Raw genomic sequence first — 21,992 nt, 5'->3', positions numbered from 1 at the left:
AGGAATGCCGCCTCAAATGGCCTGTATTTTTCCGGGGGCTGCGCCCGCCAGACGCGGCAGCAGGCGCAGCCCGGGCAGTGAGATCAGCGCACCCGCTTGCTCGGACGCTTGAGCAGCCGCATGCCGATGGCCGCCACCGCGATGACGAACAGCCCGAAAGAGGTGACGAGCAGGCACTTGGTCAGCAGCTCCTGATGATGGGCAAAGACCGGGGTCGCCATCACCATCTTGCCCACCATGCTCAATACCAGGGACCAGAGGAAGGCGCTGGCAAAACTCGCCACGGCCACCCGCAGCAGGTGCAGGCGGGAGACTCCCATCAACATGGGGGTCAACACTCTCACGAAGGGGATGAAACGGGACACGAACATGGCCCAGAAGCCGTAACGATCCAGCAGTCGGGAGGCCCTGGGCAGGCTCCCTTCCGGGATCATTCGCTCCACATGGCCCATGAAACGGGTGCCATGCAGTGCCTGCCCCTGCCAATAGGCGAGCACGCTCCCTATCCCGGCTGCGAGCGGCAGATAGAGCAAGGTCACCTCGGGCCCCAGCACCCCCATGCCCACCAGACCGCCCGCCAGCAGCACCAGGCTGTCACCGGGCAGGGGCAGAAAGACGAAGCTCGATTCAAAGAAGAGGATCACCATCAGACAGGTGACGAGCAGACCGATTGCCTGCATTTGTATAAGCTGATCAAAATCCTGATGCCATATGGCAAGCAGCATGTCCTGCATCTGGTGTGACTCCCATCAACGTAATGCGCATTCGTCATGATGACCCGAAGGCCCCGTCTGGTAATCCATCCCTGCTACCACCCCAATGTTCGTATGGGAGGCCTCTTATACACCCGGGGAACTGAACAATAAATTAATGTCTGTGATTTCTGCCCAGCGGTTCACCCTTCTTGCGGCCCCCTGCCCCCGCCAAAGCGAGGGCAGCTTGGCCCATCAGGCCAATGCGCACCCCCCAAAACAGGACGGGTCGGCCCTTGCCAGGCTGCCAAGCCAGATGAAACCCGTTACAGTGTGAACATGCCCCGATGGACGGGGTACTCATGGAGCCAGGTATGGCAAGACAGCTCTCTTCTCACACACTTTCCTTGCTGGCGGTGCTTGCCGGCGTCTCTGCCGGTCTTGTGACAAAGGCCCGTGCCAGCGACGAGAGCCTGGTTCAACAGCGCGCCAACGCCGTCGTCTCCCTGATGAGCTACGCCGTGGTGCCGGATATCACCGCCAGCAACCTGGATATCGGCAGCGGCACCAACGACACCTCTGCCCTCACCATCACCCAGCTCGGGGGTGGCGCCACCCTGAGCGAGGATGTTCCCCTCTATCTGGAGGGCACCCTGGGCTACAGCCGCTACGATCCCCAGTTCGTGTTCACCGATGGCAACGAGACCCGCACCATTCCCACCAAATGGAACAGCCTGAGCGCCACCGGCGGCATCGGCTGGGATGTCGGCGTCCACCGGGATCGCTTTGGTGGCAATCTGGTGCTGCGGCCCATCGCCAATGTCACCCTGGGCACGGTGGCCAGCGACCTTCGCATCGGGGCCGCCCTGCTCGAGCACAGAAGCGGCAAGAATCTGGACTTCCTCGACGGCGGCACCCTCAATGTCTACGGCCTCGGCGGCTCATTGATGCTGGACTATGAACTCTTCTCCGCCGCCCAGGACATCGATGCCGAGCTGCGCTACTCCTACCAGCATCTGCAAAGCTTCACCGGCACCGCCGAGAGCGTCAGCGGTCAGGCCGATGCGGAAAACCTCGGGCTTTACCTGCGCCGCCGCGCCCCCCTGTGGCACTGGACCCTGCTGGACAGGCCCCTTCGCTACGTGCTGGAAGGGGCCAGAACCGAATACCTGGGGCAGCAACGGGGGCTGCTCGGTTTCAACAGCCTCAACTCCCTGGGACTTGGCCTCGAACTCGACAGCAGCAAGTACGACATCTTCATCACCCGCACCCGGCTGGTGGCCCGCTATATGTTCAGCAACAGTACCAGCGGCTACTCCATCGGATTGGCGATGAGTTTCTAATCGGATCAAAGGGGTACGCCACTCGGCACAGCTCAGTCAACCCAAAACAAGATTCAATTTGAACCTTCCAGAATGCTATCCTGACCGTCCCAATGCTTCTGGAAACCTCTAATGTTCATCACAACACTATTGGCCTCTGCACTCGGCTCGTTTACTGAAGGGCTCTCTTTTCAACACAAAGACTGGGAACTGGCCTGTGACAACACGCGCACATGCCGAGCGGCAGGTTACAGCGCGGAATTGGGTGGACTTTCGGTTCTGCTCACCCGAGAGGCTGGCGCCAAGGGCACACTGCATGCCGAGCTTGCCATCGCAGAGGTTGATCAGCGGGCTCCGGCGGCCCCCGCTGATGGTTTGATCACACTGCGCATCAATGGCGAGGTGCTCGGCATCGTAAAAGAGCGGACTCCGTTCACCCAGCCCCAAACTGCAGCGCTCGTCCGAGCAATCAAAGGGACTGGCAAGGTGGTATTTGAATGGAGCAAGCACCAAGAACCGTTATCCGGTGCCGGTGCCTATGCCATTTTTCTCAAAATGGATGAGTTCCAAGGCCGTCTCAATACCAGTACAGCCCTGACCAAACAGGGCTCGTTACCCACCACAACTATTCCCCCGGCCTTGGTGGCCCCCGTGATCCATGCAGGTGCCGTTGCCGCAGACAACCTATCTCGCCCACTCACCAAGCCTGAGCTACAGAGCATAAGGGCTTGGCTGAAACAACACGTCAATGAAGATGTCTGTCCCAGCGCATATGAGAATCAGGAAGATGGCCAGATCTATCCCCTGAACCAGGAACGAGCCTTGATCCGGCTACCCTGCTGGCTCGCCGCTTACAACGACGGTTCGGCATTTATTCTGATTGATACGGACCTTGATACCAGCAGTGCAACCCTCATCAGCACTTACGCAAACGGTTATGGAGAGGGCGAACTGAGTGCCTCGCACAAAGGAAGAGGAATAGGAGATTGTTTTTCTTTCGAAAGCTGGGTATGGGACGGCCAAACCTTCGTGCAGAGTGAGAAAAGCACCACTGGTAGCTGTCGCATGATCACTCTGGGGGGAACCTGGGAGCTACCGACCATGACCAGCCAGGTGGTCAAATCACAATAAACAAGGGCGGCCCATTGGCCGCCCTTGTTGTCTCTGGCTATCAGCGAATGGTCGCCATCTTTCTGACGCAGGCCTGCTCCCTGTCATCCACCCGCTTGGCAAACCAGGCGGTGGTGAGGTTGCGGGTGATCTTGGGGCTCTTTAGCTGGATACCGGGCAAGATGGCGCGGGGTTGCCGTGTCCCGGCCTGTTTGTCGGCCAGGGCGAAGACCCTGTGGTAGAGATCGCTTTTGGCAAAGTCGCTGCTGTCCCCGAGCTTCAGGCTCTGGTGAATGGCCTGCTTGCTCATGTTGACGCGGCTGGCGACGCTGTGGACCGCGAGTTCGGTCTTGCCGGGCAGATCCGAGTCGTAGCGGATGAGATCCCCGTCCAGGGCCAGGGGCTTGCCACTCACCCGGCTTACCGCCGCCTGGAAGGCCGCATTGCGGCTCGCGTACCAGCCCGCATTGAAGTCGGCGAAGCGATAGAGGGTATCCGGGTAGTCCGCGGGATAGCCGAAGATGTGTTTGGTGCCAAACCAGATGCCGCCGCGACGAGTGAACACCTCGTGGCGAATGGACTCCTTCACGGGATAGGGGTACCCACGGGCGTTGGCTTCGGCAAAGGCGACGCTCACCTGCATGGGGCCGCCGGTGCGTACCGGGTTGAGATTGCCAAAGAGCTGCTTGCCCATGGGGACGCTGCCTATCATGTCTTCGAAGATCTCGCTCATCTCCCGCTCGGTGCGAAGTTTGTCGATGCGCTCGGCATAGCTCTTGCCGGTGGGGGATTGGATGGAGAGGGCCGTGCGCACCATGAACTCGGGGATGAGCAGCTTGCCGGCCCGGGCATTGATCTCCTTCCAGGCAATCTTGTTGAGGTTGGGCACCACGGGGTCCGCCTGATAGGTCGCCTCCTGCTCCGCCACCGCCAGCACGCTGCAGACGTTGTGATCGCTCACCGTCAGCCCCTGGGTGGTGAGCGCCGTCACCACGTCATTGGCCCAGCCCGGCTTGTCCACCACGCTGCGCGGCAGGAAACGCACGATACGGCTCTTCATGTCGGCCGGTTCTTGCGGCTGCATCGCCTTGGGAATGGGGCGCCCCGCCGGCGTCGCCGGGCTGGTCGGGGCGGGAGGCTCGCTGGCACAACCCGACAGCAGGGCAAGGGAAAGCAGTGACAGCCAGCGCCAATGGGCATCAAACAAGGAGTGAGAGGGGATCATGAAGGCTTCCTGAAGAGCGGGACCTGCCCCTCATCGCGAATGAGAGGGCTCGAATGCATGGAGGCGGACATTGTAGGGAACAAGTCTGACAAGATGAAGGCGGATGAACCTGCTGGCCCGCTGGCTGCGGCATTCCCTGGCGTCATCACGCCAGCTCCACCCGGTTGCGTCCCAGGTGCTTGGCCTGATAGAGGGCGAGATCGGTGCGCTGGAGCAGAGCATCCACCCCCTCCCCGCTCTGGCTGATACCCAGGGCAAGGCTCACGGTGAATCTTACCCCGTCACCTGAGACCAGCTCTTCGGTCGCGCACCTTATCTGCTCCGCCAGCGCACGGGCCTTGTCGCCCGTCATGCCGGGCAGCCAGATGGCAAACTCCTCTCCCCCAAGGCGTGCCACCACCCCATCCAATGGGCAGAGCTGGCGCAGCAGGGTGCTGAATTCACGCAGTACATTGTCGCCGATGGCGTGGCCATAGCGATCGTTGATCAGCTTGAAGTGATCGAGATCCAGCAGCAGGAGCGGCGTCCCCTCCTCTCCGTGCGCCTCCAGCACGGCGCGAAACGCCCGGCGATTGGAGAGCCCGGTCAGCTCGTCTGACATGGCGAGAGAGGAGAGCCGCATCTGGGTGCCATACATCTGCTGCACCATCAGCAGCACACCCCAGGCCGAGGCCAGCATGCCGATCGTGCGCAGGCTGTCTTCCACCGTGGAGAGCCACCAGGGCTGGAAATAGGCCTCATCCATCAGATCGATGACGCCGGAGACGAGCCAGAGGGTCAGCCCGCCGGTGAGGGAGAGATAGGTTTTCAAGGTGATCTGGGCACACTGCACCACCCAGAACATGAACAGCAGGGTCAACACGTTGAGCGCTTCGGCCAGAGCCCCGACGGTATAGAGGTTGTGCTCCGCCAGGGGATCAAAACTGGCCCCGGCCAGGATCCCCGTCAGCAGCAACAGACAGGGCAGGCTCACCAGCGCGAGACGACGGCAGGGAGGAAGCGAGAAGAACCGGGCGGGGTGAACGGATAACCTGAGGGGAGTCTTCATCATGTTTTGGGCTCCAAGCGCGCATGTCTTCTATCCCGAATGGCAGCCGTTGGCTGCCATCGCCAGCGAACCCCGACGGCATTCCTGGTGGCAAATCACTGATATTGTGGGCCGATTTTTCCATAAAAAACAATCCCCTCACCATATGGGTCAGGGGATTGTTGCAACGGGGACGGCGCGATCTGCCGTGACATCGGGGCGGGCGGCCCTTCCCTGCTCGTCCTCACGGCAAGCGGGCAGTGCCGCCTCAGGCGCTCTGGCGCAGGGCCTGATGCTGGGCGGCGCCGTTGATCACCGCCTGCAGGGAGGCGTTGACCACGTCGCGACCGACGGCGACGCCACACATCCGGGTGCCCTCGACGCTCAGCAGCACATAGGCGGCGGCGCGGGATTCGGTGCCGGCGGTGAGCGCATGCTCGGAGTAATCCAGCACATCGATGTGCATGCCGGTCTGACGCTGCCAGCCGTTGACCAGGGCGGTGATGGCTCCCTCCCCTTCACCGCACAGTTGCAGGGTGCCGTGGGGGGTCTGCAACTCCAGGCGCAGGCTCTCCTGACTGTCATGACCGAGCTGGAAGCGCCCGATGCGATAGCCGTGGGCAGGCTCGAGATAGTGCTGCTCGAACAGGGCGCGGATCTGCTCCGGGCTGATTTCGCTGCTGCTCGCCTCAGCCTCGGCCTGCACCCGGCGGCTGAAGTCGATTTGCAGCCAGCGCGGCAGTTGCAGACCGAGGTCACGTTCCAGCAGATAGGTCACCCCTCCCTTGCCGGACTGGCTGTTGATGCGGATCACCGCCTCGTAGCTGCGACCGAGATCGGCAGGATCGATGGGCAGGTAAGCCACGTCCCAGTAGTGATCCGGTTTTTCTGCCGCGAGAGACTTGCGGATGGCGTCCTGGTGGCTGCCGGAAAACGCCGTGTAGACCAGCTCGCCGGCATAGGGGTGGCGCGGGTGCAGGGCAATCTGGGTGCAGGCCCCCACGGTGGCGACGATGGCATCCATGTCGGACAGGTCCAGCTCGGGGTCAATCCCCTGGCTGTAGAGGTTCATGGCCATGGTGACGATGTCCATGTTGCCGGTACGCTCCCCGTTGCCGAGCAGGGTGCCCTCGATGCGATCCGCCCCCGCCAGCACCGCCAGCTCGGCGGCGGCCACCCCGCAGCCTCTGTCGTTGTGGGTGTGGATGGAGATGCTCACCTCGGGTCGCGCCTTGAGGTGTCGGCAGAACCACTCCACCTGATCCGCAAACACGTTGGGGGTGCTCACCTCCACCGTGGCGGGGAGGTTCAGGATCATGGGACGGGCAGCGGCACGCCACTCGTCGATGACGGCGTCACACACCTCGACGGCGAACTCCACCTCGGTACTGCTGAAACTCTCCGGAGAATACTGGAAACTCCACTCGGTGCCCGGATTGCGGGCCGCATACTCCCGCACCCAGCGCGCCCCCTGCACGGCGATGGCCTTGACCCCGTCCTTGCCTGAGTTGAACACATAGTTGCGCTGGGTCGGGTTGACCGAGTTGTAGACGTGAACGATGGCCCGCTTCGCCCCCTTGAGCGCCTCGAAGGTGCGGGCGATCAGATCTTCGCGCGCCTGCACCAGCACCTGGATGGTGACGTCATCGGGAATGAGGTTGCGCTCGATGAGTTCGCGCACAAAATCGAAGTCGGGCTGGGAGGCCGCCGGGAAGCCCACCTCGATGTGCTTGAAACCGATGTGGGTCATCAGCGCCCACATTTGCAGCTTCTGGGCCACCGTCATGGGTTCGACCAGCGCCTGGTTGCCATCGCGCAGGTCCACGGCGCACCAGAGCGGTGCCCGCTCCAGTACCCGGTTGGGCCACTGGCGATCCGCCAGGTTGATCACGGGGGCACGGCGGTATTTGCGATGATCGAAGCTCATATTCAGATTCCCTTGACGGATGGGCGAGGCACCGGACGACCGGGCCGACAGGCGGGTGGGGCAAGGAGGGGAAGCGGGTTGGTGCGGTAACACCGTCCCTGACGAGTCGCGCGGCGGTAACCCCGCGACCGGTTTTCCTGCGGCCCCCGTCGGTCACCGGGGCCGGCCACGGCAGCCGGATCGGGCTGCGGGCGCTGATCCTCTCGCACGCCACCTTTTGGTGTGTCGGCGCAGACGACCTTGTTTGTATGAGCACCCAGTATAGGGAGGTCGTGGGGGCGAGAGATTGCGAAGATTGCACCCAGCCATGCCAATTCAGCAATATGGATGCTGTGAATCTCCAATAACGGGGTGAGTCTCACCACCCATGATGATTTATTCGCCATCTCACCCATCTTCCTTGAAGGCGTTTCCCCGGAAGTGGCAGGGCGCAGGCAATAAAAAACCCCGCCATTGCTGGCGGGGTTTGCGTGCATCGAGCGGGCAGCGTGCTGCCGGTGCTCTTAGCGGTTGTTCACCTTCTCGTGCAGCTCCTGCACCGAGTTCACATTGGCGGTGGCATCGACACTGATGGCCATGCAGGTGGCGAAGGCCGCGTGCAGCGTGGTGGTGTAGGCCACCTTGTGCTGCAGGGCGCCACGGCGCAGCTGCTTGGAGTCCTCGATGGCCTGACGACCCTCGGCGGTGTTGACGATGTAGGTGTACTCGCCATTCTTGATGCGATCCAGAATGTGCGGACGACCCTCGTGCACCTTGTTCACCAGACGCGGGTTGATGCTCGCCTCGCCCAAGGTCACGGCGGTGCCGTGGGTGGCGTCGAGGTCATAGCCCAGCTCCAGCAGCTTGGCGGCCAGGTTCACCACCCGCTCCTTGTCGCCGTGGCGCACGGACAAGAGGGCGCGACCTTCGCTCGGCACCTGGTGACCGGCACCCAGCTGCGCCTTGGCATAGGCCTCGGCGAAGCTGCTGCCTACCCCCATGACTTCACCGGTGGAGCGCATTTCCGGCCCCAGCAGCGGGTCCACACCCGGGAACTTGGCGAACGGCAGTACAACTTCCTTCACTGAGTAGTAGGGCGGGATGATCTCGGTGGTGAAGCCCTGTTCTTTCAGGCTCTGACCGGCCATGACGCGGGCGGCAATCTTGGCCAGCGGAGCGCCGGTGGCCTTGGAGACGAAGGGCACGGTACGGGCGGCACGGGGGTTCACCTCGATGAGGTAAATCTCGTTGTCTTTCACCGCGAACTGCACGTTCATCAGACCGACTACGCCGAGTTCCAGCGCCAGTTTGCGTACCTGCTCACGCATCTCGTCCTGGATGGCCTTGGACAGGGTGTAGGGCGGCAGGGAGCAGGCGGAGTCACCGGAGTGGATACCGGCCTGCTCGATGTGCTCCATGATGCCGCCGATGACCACGTCAACGCCGTCGCAGATGGCGTCCACGTCCACCTCGGTGGCGTCGTCCAGGAAGCGGTCCAGCAGCACAGGCGACTCGTTGGAGACGCTCACTGCCTCGGCGAAGTAGCGGCGCAGGTCCTGCTCGTCATAGACGATTTCCATGGCGCGGCCACCCAGCACGTAGGAGGGGCGAACCACCAGCGGGTAGGTGATGCGCGTGGCCAGTTGCACGGCCTGCTCCAGGGCGGTGACGGTGCCGTTTTCCGGCTGCTTGAGCCCCAGGCGCTCGACGGCGGACTGGAAGCGCTCGCGATCTTCCGCGCGGTCGATGGCATCCGGGCTGGTCCCGATGACCGGCACACCGTTGGCTTCCAATGCTCGCGCCAGTTTCAGCGGAGTCTGGCCGCCGTACTGGACGATGACGCCCTTGGGCTGCTCGACCCGCACGATTTCCAGCACGTCTTCCAGGGTCACCGGCTCGAAGTAGAGACGATCCGAGGTGTCGTAGTCGGTGGAGACGGTCTCCGGGTTGCAGTTGACCATGATGGTCTCGTAACCGTCTTCGCGCAGGGCCAGGGCCGCGTGCACGCAGCAGTAGTCGAATTCGATGCCCTGACCGATACGGTTCGGGCCGCCACCGATGACCATGATCTTGTCGCGGTTGGTGGGGTTGGCCTCGCACTCCTCGTCATAGCTGGAGTACATGTAGGCGGTGTTGGTGGCAAACTCGGCCGCGCAGGTATCGACCCGCTTGTAGACCGGGAAGATGTTGTGACGGGCGCGCAGCTTGCGCACTTCCCCTTCGGCCACGCCGAGGATCTTGGCCAGACGCGCGTCGGCGAAGCCCTTGCGTTTGAGGCTGCGCAGGAAGTCGGCATCCAGGCCGGCCATGCCGCGCTCCTTCACCTGCTCTTCCAGCTTGACCAGCTCTTCAATCTGCACCAAGAACCAGGGGTCAATCTTGGTCAGCTTGAACACGCCGTCCATGGAGAGACCGGCACGGAAGGCGTCGGCGATGTAGAAGATGCGCTCGGCACCGGCATCCTGCAGCTCGTGGCGAATGCGGGTCAGGGAGTCGGGGGCATTGAGGTCCACCATGGGGTCGAAGCCGGTCTTGCCGGTCTCGAGGCCGCGCAGCGCCTTGTGCAGGGACTCCTGGAAGTTGCGGCCGATGGCCATCACTTCGCCCACGGACTTCATCTGGGTGGTCAGACGGTCGTTGGCGCCGGCGAACTTCTCGAAGTTGAAGCGCGGTACCTTGGTGACCACGTAGTCGATGGCCGGCTCGAAGGAGGCCGGGGTGCGACCGCCGGTGATGTCGTTCATCAGCTCGTCCAGGGTGTAACCGATAGCGAGCTTGGCGGCGATCTTGGCGATGGGGAAACCGGTCGCCTTGGAAGCCAGCGCAGAGGAGCGCGACACCCGCGGGTTCATCTCGATGATGACCATGCGACCGTCTTTGGGGTTGATGCCGAACTGGACGTTGGAGCCGCCGGTCTCGACACCGATCTCGCGCAGCACCGCCATGGAGGCGTTGCGCATGATCTGGTACTCCTTGTCGGTCAGCGTCTGGGCCGGCGCGACCGTGATGGAGTCACCGGTGTGGATGCCCATGGGGTCGAAGTTCTCGATGGCGCAGACGATGATGCAGTTGTCGTTGCGATCCCGCACCACCTCCATCTCGTACTCTTTCCAGCCGATGAGCGACTCGTCGATGAGCAGCTCCTTGGTCGGGGAGAGATCCAGACCGCGCTCGCAGATCTCCACGAACTCTTCGGTGTTGTAGGCGATGCCGCCGCCCGAGCCACCCATGGTAAAGGAGGGACGGATGATGCAGGGGAAGCCGACCATCTGCTGCACGCCCCAGGCCTCTTCCATGTTGTGGGCGATGCCGGCACGGGGGCACTCGAGACCGATGCTGCGCATGGCCTTGTCAAAGCGGGAGCGATCCTCGGCCTTGTCGATGGCGTCGGCGGTGGCGCCGATCATCTCGACACCGAACTCCTTGAGCACGCCATGCTGCTCCAGCGCCAGGGCGCAGTTCAGCGCAGTCTGACCACCCATGGTGGGCAGGATGGCGTCCGGGCGCTCTTTCTTGATGATCTCGCGCACCACTTCCCAGGTGATGGGCTCGATGTAGGTGGCGTCGGCCATCTCCGGGTCGGTCATGATGGTGGCCGGGTTGGAGTTCACCAGGATGACGCGGTAGCCCTCTTCTTTCAGGGCCTTGCACGCCTGGGCGCCGGAGTAGTCGAATTCGCAGGCCTGACCGATGACGATGGGGCCGGCGCCGAGGATCAGGATGCTCTGTAGGTCGTTACGTTTTGGCATGGCTCTCTTTATCCTCTTAGGCGCGATACTGCTTGATCAATTCAATAAAGTGGTCGAACAGACCGGCACAATCGTGCGGGCCCGGGCTCGCTTCGGGGTGACCCTGGAAGCTGAAGGCCGGACGGTCGGTGCGATGGATGCCCTGGAGCGACCCATCGAACAGGGAGACGTGGGTGGCACGCAGGCACTCGGGCAGGGTCTGCTCGTCCACCGCAAAGCCGTGGTTCTGGGCGGTGATCATCACGGTGTTGTCGTCCAGACTCTTCACCGGGTGGTTGGCACCGTGGTGGCCGAACTTCATCTTGATGGTCTTGGCGCCGGAGGCCAGGCCCAGCAACTGGTGGCCCAGGCAGATACCGAACACCGGGGTGCTGGTATCAAGGAAAGCCTTGATAGCTTCGATGGCGTAGTCGCACGGCTCGGGGTCGCCGGGACCGTTGGAGAGGAAGATGCCATCCGGGTTCATCGCCAGTACCTCGGCGGCCGGGGTCTTGGCCGGCACCACGGTCAGGCGGCAGCCACGGTCCACCAGCATGCGCAGAATGTTGCGCTTCACGCCGAAGTCGTAGGCCACCACGTGGTATTTCAACTCATCGGCCGCCGGGGTGACGTGGCCCTTGCCGAGCTGCCAGCTGCCTTCAGTCCAGCTGTAGGATTCGCTCACGGTCACTTCCTTGGCCAGGTCCATCCCCTTCAAACCGGGGAAGGCGCGGGCCTGTTCGAGGGCATGGACTTCATCGAGCTGCTTGCCGGCCAGGATGCAACCGGCCTGGGCGCCTTTTTCACGCAGGATGCGGGTCAGCTTGCGGGTGTCGATGTCGGCGATGCCAACGATGTTGTGGGACTTGAGGTAATCGGAGAGGGATTGCTGATTGCGGAAGTTGGAGGCCAGTATCGGAAGGTCCCGGATGATGAGGCCCTGAGCATGGACCTGACTGGACTCTTCATCTTCGCTGTTGGTGCCGGTGTTGCCTATATGGGGGTAAGTGAGGGTAACGATCTGACGGGAATAGGAGGGATCTGTGAGGATTTCCTGATAACCCGTCATCGACGTGTTGAAAACCACTTCACCAACGGAACATCCCTCGGCGCCTATCGACACGCCTTTGAACACAGTTCCATCTTCCAGCACTAGCAATGCAGTGTGATTCAAGACAACCTCCAGTTATTTAGCTTTAAATTCAGCAATTTACCTGGGTGTTGCGGGCTCGGTTCCGGTCTTTGACAGGACTCGAACCCGGCAGATTTCTGGCAAATTGGGCGCATTCTACTTAAAAACGATCTCATTTCAACGTCTTTTCTCGTTTGAAATGCATCTAAATTCAATAAACAAGCAACATTACCCATTATCTATGCACTAACCCGCTTTGCAACCCCCTCTTCAAAAAGAAAAGCCAAACACAGACAACAAAGCGGCACCCGATGCCATGCAACGTACAAAAAACCAAATTTACCACTTAATAAACAGCAAGATAGAAAATTAAAAAACAAACAACACAACAGCAAAAACACCATTTTAAGCCAGAAAAGTGAACACCAAGAATGGAAAACGTTTTTCTTGTAATGCATTTTTAGTCTGTTTCACATCAGGGCGAAATGCCCCCCGCAGGGGAATATTGAGACCCAAAGCCGTTACCCCTTGATGACATTTTTGTCGCAAGAGGGTGGCAGGCTTGTAAGAATGGCAGGATTTAGCGAGGTTCACTCAAAAAGTGATGATTAAGGCTTATTTCTACAAAAAAGTGACAAAAAAACCCCGGCGGACCGGGGTTTGGCAACCTGTACGGGAGTCTGCACTCCCCCTGAAGACGGTTTATTTCAGACCGAGCACATCCTGCATGTCATAGAGACCGGCCCCTTGCTGGCCGAGCCACTTGCCCGCCCGCACTGCACCGTTGGCGAAGGTCAGACGGCTGGAAGCCTTGTGGCTGATCTCGACCCGCTCGCCGATGTCGGCGAACATGACGGTGTGCTCCCCCACCAGATCTCCGGCGCGGATGGTGGCAAAGCCGATGGTGTTGCGATCCCGTTCACCGGTGATCCCCTCACGGCCATAGACGGCGCACTCTTTGAGATCCCGGCCCAGGGTTTTCGCCACCACTTCTCCCATGGAGAGCGCAGTGCCGGACGGAGCATCCACCTTGTGTCTGTGGTGCCCCTCGATGATCTCGATGTCGGTGTACTCCCCCATCACCCTGGCCGCCTGCTCCAGCAGCTTGAACACCAGGTTGACCCCGACCGAGTAGTTGGAGGCGAAGACGATGCCGATCTGCTTGCCCGCCTCGTGCAGGGCCGCCTTGCCCGCCTCGTCAAAGCCGGTGGTGCCGATCACCATCTGCTTGCCATGCGCCAGAGCAAAGGCGAGGTTCGCCAGGGTCACCTCGGGGCGGGTGAAGTCGATGATGAGATCGAATTCGTCCTTCACCTTCTCCAGACTGTCGCTGATGATGACGCCAAGGCGCCCCAGGCCGTTGAGTTCACCCGCATCCAGACCCATCACGGCAGAGCCCGGTCGTTCCAGCGCCGCTCCCACCACCACGCCCTCGGCGTTGGCGATAGCCTCCAGCAGCACCTTGCCCATACGACCATTACAGCCCATCACGGCCACACGGATCGGATTGTCCATCTCCACCCTCTCATCTCTTTATTATGGAAAGAGACCGTTTTACCAGCCCGCGCCCCCTTTGAAAAGCCCGATCTGGCCCGCCAAACCACCCCGACATTTAAACGATAAATTCATTAAAAACAGAATAAATAACGGAATAACCAGACAAGTCAGAATCACGAAGCAAAAAGCCCTATCCATCTGGACGGCTATCTTGACCCGGGCGGGCCGACTCACTACTGTTGGCCCCCCATGGTGGCAGGATGCCCGCCCTGTGCCCGCCCTGGAGGCGCCACAGGCAACGACAGGAGGTCATTGTTCAAGTTTCGAGGAACACATGATCCAGACCCAACCCCGTGCCAGAGCCCTGCTGCCCCTTCTGGTCTTTCTTGCCCTCTTCATCGGTACCGGTACCTGGCTGACCCTGCAGGGGGTCGAGTTCGCCTTCTACCAGCTCCCCGCCCCCGTTGCCGCCCTGCCTGCCGTCATGCTGGCCCTGCTGATGGGACGCGAGGGGTTCAACAAGAACCTCGAGACCTTCTTCAAGGGGGTGGGCGAGAGCAACATCATGGCCATGTGCCTCATCTATTTGCTGGCGGGCGCCTTCGCCACCGTGGCCAAGGCCACCGGCGGGGTGGATGCCACGGTCGCCCTCGGCCTCTCCCTCATTCCGGGCTGGTGCCTGCTGCCGGGGCTCTTCCTCATCTCTGCCTTCATTGCCACCGCCATGGGTACCTCCATGGGCACCATCGGCGCCGTGGCACCGGTGGCGCTGGGCGTCGCCCAGGCCGCCGGCATCGATCCGATGCTGATGGCGGGGACCATCCTCTCCGGCGCCATGTTCGGGGACAACCTCTCCATCATCTCAGACACCACCATCGCCGCCACCCGCAGCCAGGGCTGCGAGATGAAGGACAAGTTTCGCGAGAACATCAAGATTGCCGCCCCCGCCGCCGTGCTGGTGATCCTGCTCTATCTGGTGCTGGGCTCCACCGGTGAAGCGCCGGCCCCCACCGCCGAGGCGGACTTGCTCAAGGTCGCCCCCTATCTGCTGATCCTGGTGCTGGCCCTCTCTGGCATGAACGTCTTCATGGTACTGGGGCTCGGCATCCTGGCGGCCGGTGGCGTGGGGCTGCTTGGCAGCTACTCCCTCGGCCAGTTCAGCAAGGACATCTATCAGGGCTTTACCAGCATGCAGGAGATCTTCCTGCTCTCCATGCTCATCGGCGGTCTGGGTGCCCTGATGGAACGCCAAGGGGGGCTCGCATGGATAAGTGAGCGCATCGCCGCCCTGATTGTCCGCTTCACCCGCCACCACGATGGCGAGCAGAACGAAAAGGCGGCCGAGCTCGGCATCGCCGGCGTGGTGAGCCTCACCAACCTGTGCACCGCCAACAACACCGTGGCCATCATAGTCGCGAGCAAGGTGGCCAGGGATCTGGCGGACCATCACGGGGTCACCCCGCGCCGCGCCGCCTCCATGCTGGACATCTTCTCCTGCGTGGTACAGGGGCTGATTCCCTGGGGCGCCCAGGCGCTGCTGCTGGGTTCCATCTTCGCCCTCTCGCCGATCCTGGTCGTGAGCATGAGCTTCTACCCCATGGCGCTGGCCCTGGCCGCCATCGTGGCCGTCTTCCTCAAGCACCAGATGGGTGCAGTGGCTCCCGCCCCCAACCGTTCCTGACGCCCGACCTCAGGGGCCGCCCGGCTGGCGGCCCCGCCATCGGCTTTTCATCCCGTCGGCCCCTTGCTAAGGTAGCGCCAGCCCACCTTTGCCCAGGAGTCCCCATGCCGGATACCCAACCCGAACGACAGAACCTGCGCCAGCTCATTCGCCAGCGCAGAAAAAGCCTGAGCCAGGCCGAGCAGCAGGCCGCGGCCCAACAGCTGGTCGAGCGCTTCCAGGAACACCCCGGCATCCTCGCGGCCAGGCGCATCGCCCTCTATCTGGCCAACGACGGGGAGCTCGATCCCCTGCCCGCCATCCACTGGCTGTGGGCCCGGCAAAAGGAGGTCTACCTGCCGGTGCTGCACCCCTTCACCCCGGGTCACCTGCTCTTCTTGCGCTACACCGCCACCACCCCCATGACCCGCAACCGCTACGGCATCGCCGAGCCCGAGCTCGACGTGCAGCAGGTGCTGCCCCACAGCATGCTGGACATCATCTGCACCCCGCTGGTGGCCTTCGATGAGGCTGGCAACCGCCTCGGCATGGGGGGCGGCTACTACGATCGCACCCTCGCCTGCTGGCACGAGCACCAGCTCGGCCCAAGTCCCCTGGGGCTCGCCCACGATTGCCAGCAGGTGGATGCCGTTCCCCGGGAGCAGTGGGACGTGCCGCTCCCCCAGATCATCACCCCCAGCCGCAGCTGGCACTTTGCCTGATGAGGCGAGGGCGCCCCCTTCGGTTCAATAAACAGGCAAACGATTTACATCTTGGGGATTTTTGCGCCGGAACGTGAGTACCATGGTCGCTCTGGGGGGGATGCTTGGATATAATGCGCCCGCTTTTTCCATAAGGATCCATCATGACTCAAGATGAAATGAAGAAGGCGGCCGGTTGGGCTGCGCTCAAATACGTGGTACCCGGCACCATCGTCGGGGTGGGCACCGGCTCTACCGTCAATCACTTCATCGACGCACTGGCGACCATGAAAGACCAGATCAAGGGCGCGGTGTCGAGCTCCATCGCCTCCACCGAGCGCCTCAAGGGTCTCGGCATCCCGGTGTTTGACCTCAACGACATCGATGCCCTCTCCGTCTACGTGGATGGTGCCGACGAGATCAACGCCAGCCGCGACATGATCAAGGGGGGCGGCGCCGCCCTGACCCGCGAGAAGATCGTCGCCGCCGTGGCCGACCAGTTCATCTGCATCATCGACAACACCAAGACCGTCGACGTGCTGGGCACCTTCCCCCTGCCGGTGGAAGTGATCCCCATGGCCCGCGAATACGTGGCCCGCGAGATCCGCGCCCTTGGCGGCAACCCGGTGTGGCGTGAAGGGGTGGTGACCGACAACGGCAACATCATCCTGGACGTCAAGGGCATGGCCATCACCGATGCCAAGGCTCTGGAAACCCGCCTCAACAGCATCGTGGGCGTGGTCACCAACGGCCTGTTCGCCCACCGTGGCGCCGACGTTGTGCTGATCGGCACCCCCGAGGGTGTGATCACCAACTAAGGCCCGCTCCCCGGACCTCCCCCTCCGGGCAAGCCCCCGCCCGGGTCAGTCAATCTGACTGCCCCAAATGGACAACGGCGCCTCATGGCGCCGTTTCTGGTTATCCCTCAATGGGTTGTAGCAGCACATCTGCAACAATCGTTGATAACTTCAAAGAATTTGACTTTCGTCACAAATATTCCCTCTCCCAAACGTTTTTGCTACTTTACGGTTTTCTTCACACTGCAAGCCTGAACGCATTTTTCAAAACAATAGAGGGAACGTCATGACAGCCAAGTTTTCGCTGGACAAGGATAAGATCAAGGTACTGCTGCTGGAGGGAGTCCATCCCAACACGGTGGAGACCTTTCGGGCAGCCGGCTACACCAATGTGGAATATCTGAAGACGTCCCTGTCGGAAGAGGAGTTGATCGAGCGCATTCGTGACGTGCATTTCGTGGGCCTGCGTTCACGCACCCAGATCACCGAGAAGGTGCTGGATGCCGCCACCAAGCTGGTGGCCATCGGCTGCTTCTGCATCGGCACCAACCAGGTCTCCCTCGACGCCGCCCACGTGCGCGGCATCCCCGTCTTCAACGCCCCCTTCTCCAACACCCGCTCCGTGGCCGAACTGGTACTGGGGGAGATCCTGCTGCTGCTGCGCGGCATTCCCGAGAAGAATGCCAAGTGCCATCGCGGCGTCTGGGAGAAGCTGGCCAACCGCAGCGTCGAAGCCCGCGGCAAGAAGCTCGGCATCATCGGCTACGGCCACATCGGCACCCAGCTTGGCATCATCGCCGAGATGATCGGCATGAAGGTCTATTACTACGACATCGAGAACAAGCTCTCCCTTGGCAACGCCATCCAAGTGCCGAACCTGGTGGAGCTGCTCAACATGTCTGACGTCATCAGCCTGCACGTACCGGAAACCGCCTCCACCAAGGATCTCATCGGTGCAGAGCAACTGCGCATGATGAAACCGGGCGCCATCTTCATCAACGCCTCCCGCGGCACCGTGGTGGACATCGACGCCCTGGCCGACGTCATCAAGAGCGGCCACCTCTCCGGCGCCGCCATCGACGTCTTCCCGGTGGAGCCCAAGTCCAACGACGAGGAGTTCCTCACCCCGCTGCGCGGCCTGGACAACGTGATCCTGACCCCCCACATCGGCGGCTCCACCCAGGAAGCCCAGGAGAACATCGGTCTGGAAGTGGCCAACAAGCTGGTCAAATACTCCGACAACGGCTCCACCCTCTCCGCGGTCAACTTCCCGGAAGTCTCCCTGCCCGGCCACAAGGGCTCCAGCCGCCTGCTGCACATTCACCGCAACCAGCCCGGCGTGATGAACCAGATCAACCAGATCTTCGCCGACGAGGGGATCAACATCGCCGGTCAGTACCTGCAGACCAGCAGCGAGATCGGTTACGTGGTCATCGACGTCGAAACTGAGCACAGCGAGAAGGCCCTGACCCGTCTCAAAGAGATCAATGGGACCATCCGTGCCCGGATCCTGCACTGATAAGCCCTTATCTGCGCAGTAAAAAGCCCGTCGTGATGACGGGCTTTTTTATGTCAGGAGAAAGGTTGCTCTCGCAGCTTACCACCAGCCCAGCAGGTTGCGGCCCACCAGGGCGCCCCACACCAAGGCATTGAGGGCCAGAGCGATGAAGACGGCGGCGGAGCCCAGATCCTTGGCGCGGCCCGAGAGTTCGTGATGCTCGGAGCCGATGCGATCCACCACCGCCTCCACGGCGGAGTTGAGCACCTCGACGATCACCACCAGCCAGCTGATGCAGACGAGCAGCAGGATCTCGTTGAGGGAGTCACCTATCCAGAATGCCAGCGGCATCAGCAGCAGGATGAGCAGCAGCTCCTGACGGAAGGCGGCCTCGTTGATCCAGGCCGATTTGAGACCTTTCATGCTGTAACCGGTTGCGTTGATGATGCGGGTGATCCCGGTCGCGCCTGGCTTTGCCACGATAACTACCTCATTTGAAATGGCTTTTGGGTTCACATCCTATCAGAGCCGCCCAAGGTTTCCATCGGGTGACTTTTGCTTTATTTTATTCCCTTGCATTTTGGCATCCCGCCCACCTTATCCACTCGAGAATTGAGTCGTATGTCCATTCACACCGATGAATTGCGCACCCGTCGCCTGGAGGCCCTGATCACCCCAAGCGAGCTGGCGCACGCCTTCCCGTTAACCGACACCATCGCCCAGAACCTGCTGGATGCCCGCCGCCAAGTGGAAGCCATTCTGTCCGGTGAGGATCAGCGCCTGCTGGTCATCGTCGGCCCCTGCTCCATCCACGATCCCGCCGCCGCCCACGAATACGCTCTGCGTCTGAACACCCTGCGTGAAGAGTACAAAGAGAGCCTGTGCATCGTGATGCGCACCTACTTCGAGAAGCCACGTACCATCGTCGGCTGGAAGGGGCTCATCAATGATCCGCGCCTGGACGGCAGTTTCGACGTCAATGAAGGGCTCAAACTGGCCCGCAAGCTGCTGGTGGACATCAACGAGACCGGCATGCCCACCGCCACCGAGTTCCTCGACATGGTGACCGGCCAGTACATCAGCGATCTCATCACCTGGGGCGCCATCGGGGCGCGCACCACCGAGTCCCAGGTTCACCGGGAGATGGCCTCCGCCCTCTCCTGTCCGGTGGGGTTCAAGAACGGCACCGACGGCAACACCCGCATCGCCATCGATGCGGTGCGCGCCGCCCGTCACAGCCACATCTTCTACTCCCCGGACAAGGACGGCAAGATGACCATCTACCGCACCGCCGGCAACCCCTACGGCCACGTGATCCTGCGCGGCGGCCACCGTCCCAACTACGACACCGCCAGCATCGACGAGGCGTGCGAGGCTCTGGCCCAGGTGGGCCTGCCGGAGCGCCTGGTAGTGGACTTCAGCCACGGCAACAGCATGAAGGATCACCGCCGCCAACTGCTGGTGGCCCAGGATATCTGCGATCAACTGCGCCGCGGCCGCACCGGCATCGCCGGCATCATGGCCGAGAGCTTCCTGGTGGAAGGGCGTCAGGACGTGGAGAACGGCTGTGCCGCCACCTTCGGCCAGAGCATCACCGATGCCTGTCTGTCGTGGAGTGACACCGAAACCCTGCTGGCCATGCTGGCAGAAGCCGCCCAGGTGCGGCTGGACAAGCAGAAAGCCTGAGCAACCGCTCAACGCTCTCTCTACCAAAAGAGCCAGGCATCACGGATGCCTGGCTCTTTTCATTTCCACGGTGATTCAATCGCCCCCTTGGCTTCACTCAACCTCTGCAGGTTTTCAATGCTGTATCCGTAGTCGACGGAGCGGCTCCCTTCTCCCACTTGTTTCAAAAGAATGGGAGAAGGGCTGGGGATGAGGGGGAAGCCCGCCTCACAGGCTCGGCATAAACCAGGTGCGGCCGGCCGCCTCGATGCGATCGGTGCGGATCTGGAACACCCGCTCCAGCAGCGCCTCGTCGATGATCCCGACGTCCCCTTCCCCCACCACGCGGCCCTGTTGCAGGCAGAGCACGCGATCCGCCCAGTCGATGGCCAGATTGATGTCGTGGATGGCCACCACCACCAGCAATCCCTGCGCGGCCAGTTGCTTGAGCAGCCGCAGCAGCGCCATCTGGTGATGCAGATCCAGCCCCGCCAGGGGTTCATCCAGCAGCAGCACCCGCCCGGTCGGATTGAGGCTTGGCCACAGTTGCAGCAGGGTGCGGGCGATCAGCACCCGCTGCTGCTCCCCCCCGGACAATCGGCTGAAGTCCCGTGCCAGCAGAGGTGCCAGTTCCAGGGCGTCGCACACATCCGCCACCGCCTGCGCCTGAGCATCGGGGCCCCCCTCCTCCAGCCCCAGGCTCAGCACCTGGAACACCGGGATGTGGAACAGCTGGGGCTGGCGCTGGGGCAGCATGGCGCGCCGCATTGCAAGCTCGGGCCAGCTCAGGGTCGTGATGGCCTCTCCCCCCAGCAAGACAGCGCCATCGGCGGGCAGCAGGCCCGCCAGGGCCCCGAGCAGGGAGGACTTGCCGCTGCCGTTGGGGCCGAGCAGGGCCACCAGCTGACCACCGGACCAGGCCAGATCCAGGGGGGCGAGGCGATGGGGGATGGCCAGGGCGCGGGCCTCCAGCCGCCAGGGGGCGGGATCAGCGGGACACATCGGCATCTTGCCTCAGCAGCAGATAGATAAAGAGCGGGGCGCCCACCGAGGCGGTGATGACCCCGATGGGCAGTTCACCGGCGTGCAGCGCCGAGCGGGCCACCAGATCGGCCCCGAGCAGCAGGGCGCCACCCCCCATCGCCGAGGCGGGCAGCAGGAAGCGCTGATCGCTGCCACCGCACAGGCGCAGCAGGTGAGGCACTACCAGGCCGACGAAGCCGATGACGCCGCACAGGGAGACCGCCACCCCGGTGAGCAGGCAGACCGCCAGCACCAGGCGTACCCGCATGCTGTCCACGTTCAACCCCATAAGGCGGGCCTGGGTCTCCCCCAGCAGCAGTTGTTGCAGTGCCCGCCCCTGCCAGCAGAGCCAGCCGAGGGTGAGGGGCAGCACCAGCCACCACCAGGCGAGCTGCTGGCTGCCGTAGGCGAGGCTGCCCATCATCCAGAACATGAATTCCCGCAAAGCGCCGTCGTCGGCGAAATACATCAGCCAGGTCATGGCCGCATTGGTGAGGATGCCGATGGCGACCCCGAACAGCAGCAGCCGCCCATGGCCGAGCCGTGCCCGGCGTGCGAGACGGATGAGCAGCATGGTCACCACCAGGGCGCCGCCAAAGGCCGCCAGCGACAGCCCCCAGCCCGGCAGATAGAGCCCGAGCCCCTTGGCCACCGCCATCGCCACCATGGCGGCCAACCCCGCGCCGCTCGAGACGCCGAGCAGGCCGGGTTCCGCCACCGGGTTGTGCAGCATCACCTGGAGCACGGCACCGCCGCAGGCAAGGGAGGCCCCCGCCAGAAGAGCCAGCAGGGCGCGCGGCAGGCGCAGCTCCAGCAGGATGCGCAGCTCCAGATCCCCCAGCGGCTGCCAGGGCAGCAGCACGAACTCCCCGAGGGCGAGGGAGAGCAGGAACAGGGCCAGGGTCAGCAGCGACAGCAGGAACAGCCAGCGGCGCTGCCAGCGCTGCTGGCGACGGATGAGAGCGAGATACACGGGATCCCCAAGAAGCGAGGCCCGCCGGGGGGCAGG

Annotated in this window: 17 protein-coding genes; 7 read left to right on the top strand and 10 right to left on the bottom strand. The window is 62.4% G+C overall.

The features are described from left to right. Positions 1 to 83 precede the first annotated feature (83 nt). A complete protein-coding gene (locus tag HKD46_RS05520) occupies positions 84 to 734 on the bottom strand; it encodes a DedA family protein (protein WP_171865006.1) in 651 nt (216 codons plus the stop codon). Between the two features lie 332 nt (positions 735 to 1,066). Between HKD46_RS05520 and HKD46_RS05515 the strand changes: the two genes are divergently transcribed. Together HKD46_RS05515 and HKD46_RS05510 are read left to right on the top strand one after the other, a co-directional pair. Next, complete coding sequence (locus tag HKD46_RS05515; protein ID WP_042879437.1) at positions 1,067 to 2,035, top strand: autotransporter domain-containing protein; 969 nt, start codon at positions 1,067 to 1,069, stop codon at positions 2,033 to 2,035. A 111-nt stretch (positions 2,036 to 2,146) separates the two neighbouring features. Then, positions 2,147 to 3,145 (top strand): DUF1176 domain-containing protein, encoded by a 999-nt coding sequence (locus HKD46_RS05510; protein ID WP_042014678.1) that lies wholly within the window; start codon positions 2,147 to 2,149, stop codon positions 3,143 to 3,145. A gap of 40 nt (positions 3,146 to 3,185) precedes the next feature. Here HKD46_RS05510 and HKD46_RS05505 read toward each other — a convergent pair whose 3' ends face one another. The 6 genes from HKD46_RS05505 to dapB all read right to left on the bottom strand — a co-directional run bounded on the left by HKD46_RS05505 (position 3,186) and on the right by dapB (position 13,657). Continuing rightward, positions 3,186 to 4,349, bottom strand: coding sequence for a DUF1615 domain-containing protein (locus HKD46_RS05505; RefSeq protein WP_171865005.1), 1,164 nt, complete (start codon positions 4,347 to 4,349; stop codon positions 3,186 to 3,188). Positions 4,350 to 4,494: 145 nt separating this feature from the next. After that, complete coding sequence (locus tag HKD46_RS05500) at positions 4,495 to 5,400, bottom strand: GGDEF domain-containing protein (RefSeq protein WP_050485241.1); 906 nt, start codon at positions 5,398 to 5,400, stop codon at positions 4,495 to 4,497. A gap of 244 nt (positions 5,401 to 5,644) precedes the next feature. Beyond that, a complete protein-coding gene (gene leuA / locus HKD46_RS05495; protein WP_171865004.1) occupies positions 5,645 to 7,303 on the bottom strand; it encodes a 2-isopropylmalate synthase in 1,659 nt (552 codons plus the stop codon). A gap of 503 nt (positions 7,304 to 7,806) precedes the next feature. Further along, positions 7,807 to 11,031, bottom strand: a complete 3,225-nt coding sequence (carB, locus tag HKD46_RS05490; protein ID WP_171865003.1) for a carbamoyl-phosphate synthase large subunit — start codon at positions 11,029 to 11,031, stop codon at positions 7,807 to 7,809. Positions 11,032 to 11,047: 16 nt separating this feature from the next. After that, positions 11,048 to 12,184, bottom strand: coding sequence for a glutamine-hydrolyzing carbamoyl-phosphate synthase small subunit (carA, locus tag HKD46_RS05485; protein ID WP_161469756.1), 1,137 nt, complete (start codon positions 12,182 to 12,184; stop codon positions 11,048 to 11,050). Positions 12,185 to 12,844: 660 nt separating this feature from the next. Then, positions 12,845 to 13,657 (bottom strand): 4-hydroxy-tetrahydrodipicolinate reductase, encoded by an 813-nt coding sequence (gene dapB, locus HKD46_RS05480; protein WP_052816492.1) that lies wholly within the window; start codon positions 13,655 to 13,657, stop codon positions 12,845 to 12,847. Between the two features lie 316 nt (positions 13,658 to 13,973). Between dapB and HKD46_RS05475 the strand changes: the two genes are divergently transcribed. The 4 genes from HKD46_RS05475 (at position 13,974) to serA (ending at position 18,316) form a co-directional block, all read left to right on the top strand. Next, positions 13,974 to 15,320, top strand: a complete 1,347-nt coding sequence (locus HKD46_RS05475) for a Na+/H+ antiporter NhaC family protein (RefSeq protein WP_171865002.1) — start codon at positions 13,974 to 13,976, stop codon at positions 15,318 to 15,320. A 104-nt stretch (positions 15,321 to 15,424) separates the two neighbouring features. Continuing rightward, the gene (locus tag HKD46_RS05470; protein ID WP_161470712.1) at positions 15,425 to 16,021 is read left to right on the top strand and encodes a 5-formyltetrahydrofolate cyclo-ligase; all 597 of its coding nucleotides are present in this window, start codon (positions 15,425 to 15,427) and stop codon (positions 16,019 to 16,021) included. A 143-nt stretch (positions 16,022 to 16,164) separates the two neighbouring features. Next, positions 16,165 to 16,818 (top strand): ribose-5-phosphate isomerase RpiA, encoded by a 654-nt coding sequence (gene rpiA / locus HKD46_RS05465; RefSeq protein WP_039040383.1) that lies wholly within the window; start codon positions 16,165 to 16,167, stop codon positions 16,816 to 16,818. 265 nt (positions 16,819 to 17,083) lie between these two features. Further along, positions 17,084 to 18,316, top strand: coding sequence for a phosphoglycerate dehydrogenase (gene serA / locus HKD46_RS05460; RefSeq protein WP_171865001.1), 1,233 nt, complete (start codon positions 17,084 to 17,086; stop codon positions 18,314 to 18,316). Between the two features lie 78 nt (positions 18,317 to 18,394). Here serA and HKD46_RS05455 read toward each other — a convergent pair whose 3' ends face one another. Further along, the gene (locus HKD46_RS05455; RefSeq protein WP_039040385.1) at positions 18,395 to 18,775 is read right to left on the bottom strand and encodes a diacylglycerol kinase; all 381 of its coding nucleotides are present in this window, start codon (positions 18,773 to 18,775) and stop codon (positions 18,395 to 18,397) included. A 141-nt stretch (positions 18,776 to 18,916) separates the two neighbouring features. Here HKD46_RS05455 and HKD46_RS05450 point away from each other — a divergent pair, with 141 nt between their 5' ends. After that, on the top strand, positions 18,917 to 19,981 hold the full coding sequence (locus tag HKD46_RS05450) for a 3-deoxy-7-phosphoheptulonate synthase (RefSeq protein WP_010675196.1): 1,065 nt from the start codon (positions 18,917 to 18,919) through the stop codon (positions 19,979 to 19,981). Positions 19,982 to 20,188: 207 nt separating this feature from the next. Here the strand turns inward: HKD46_RS05450 and HKD46_RS05445 are convergent, their stop codons facing one another. Continuing rightward, on the bottom strand, positions 20,189 to 20,962 hold the full coding sequence (locus tag HKD46_RS05445; RefSeq protein WP_039041214.1) for an ATP-binding cassette domain-containing protein: 774 nt from the start codon (positions 20,960 to 20,962) through the stop codon (positions 20,189 to 20,191). Continuing rightward, positions 20,949 to 21,956 carry a vitamin B12 ABC transporter permease BtuC gene (btuC, locus tag HKD46_RS05440; protein WP_161470766.1) on the bottom strand — a complete coding sequence of 336 codons (1,008 nt, stop codon included), beginning with the start codon at positions 21,954 to 21,956 and terminating at the stop codon, positions 20,949 to 20,951. The genes HKD46_RS05445 and btuC overlap by 14 nt, the downstream gene beginning before the upstream one ends. Positions 21,957 to 21,992 lie beyond the last annotated feature (36 nt).

Origin of the sequence: Aeromonas sp. TW 6, assembly GCF_013168745.1 — a bacterium.
GTDB lineage: Bacteria > Pseudomonadota > Gammaproteobacteria > Enterobacterales > Aeromonadaceae > Aeromonas > Aeromonas caviae.
The sequence above is the reverse complement of the archived record's forward strand: the minus strand, read 5'-3'. Positions and strand labels throughout refer to the sequence as shown.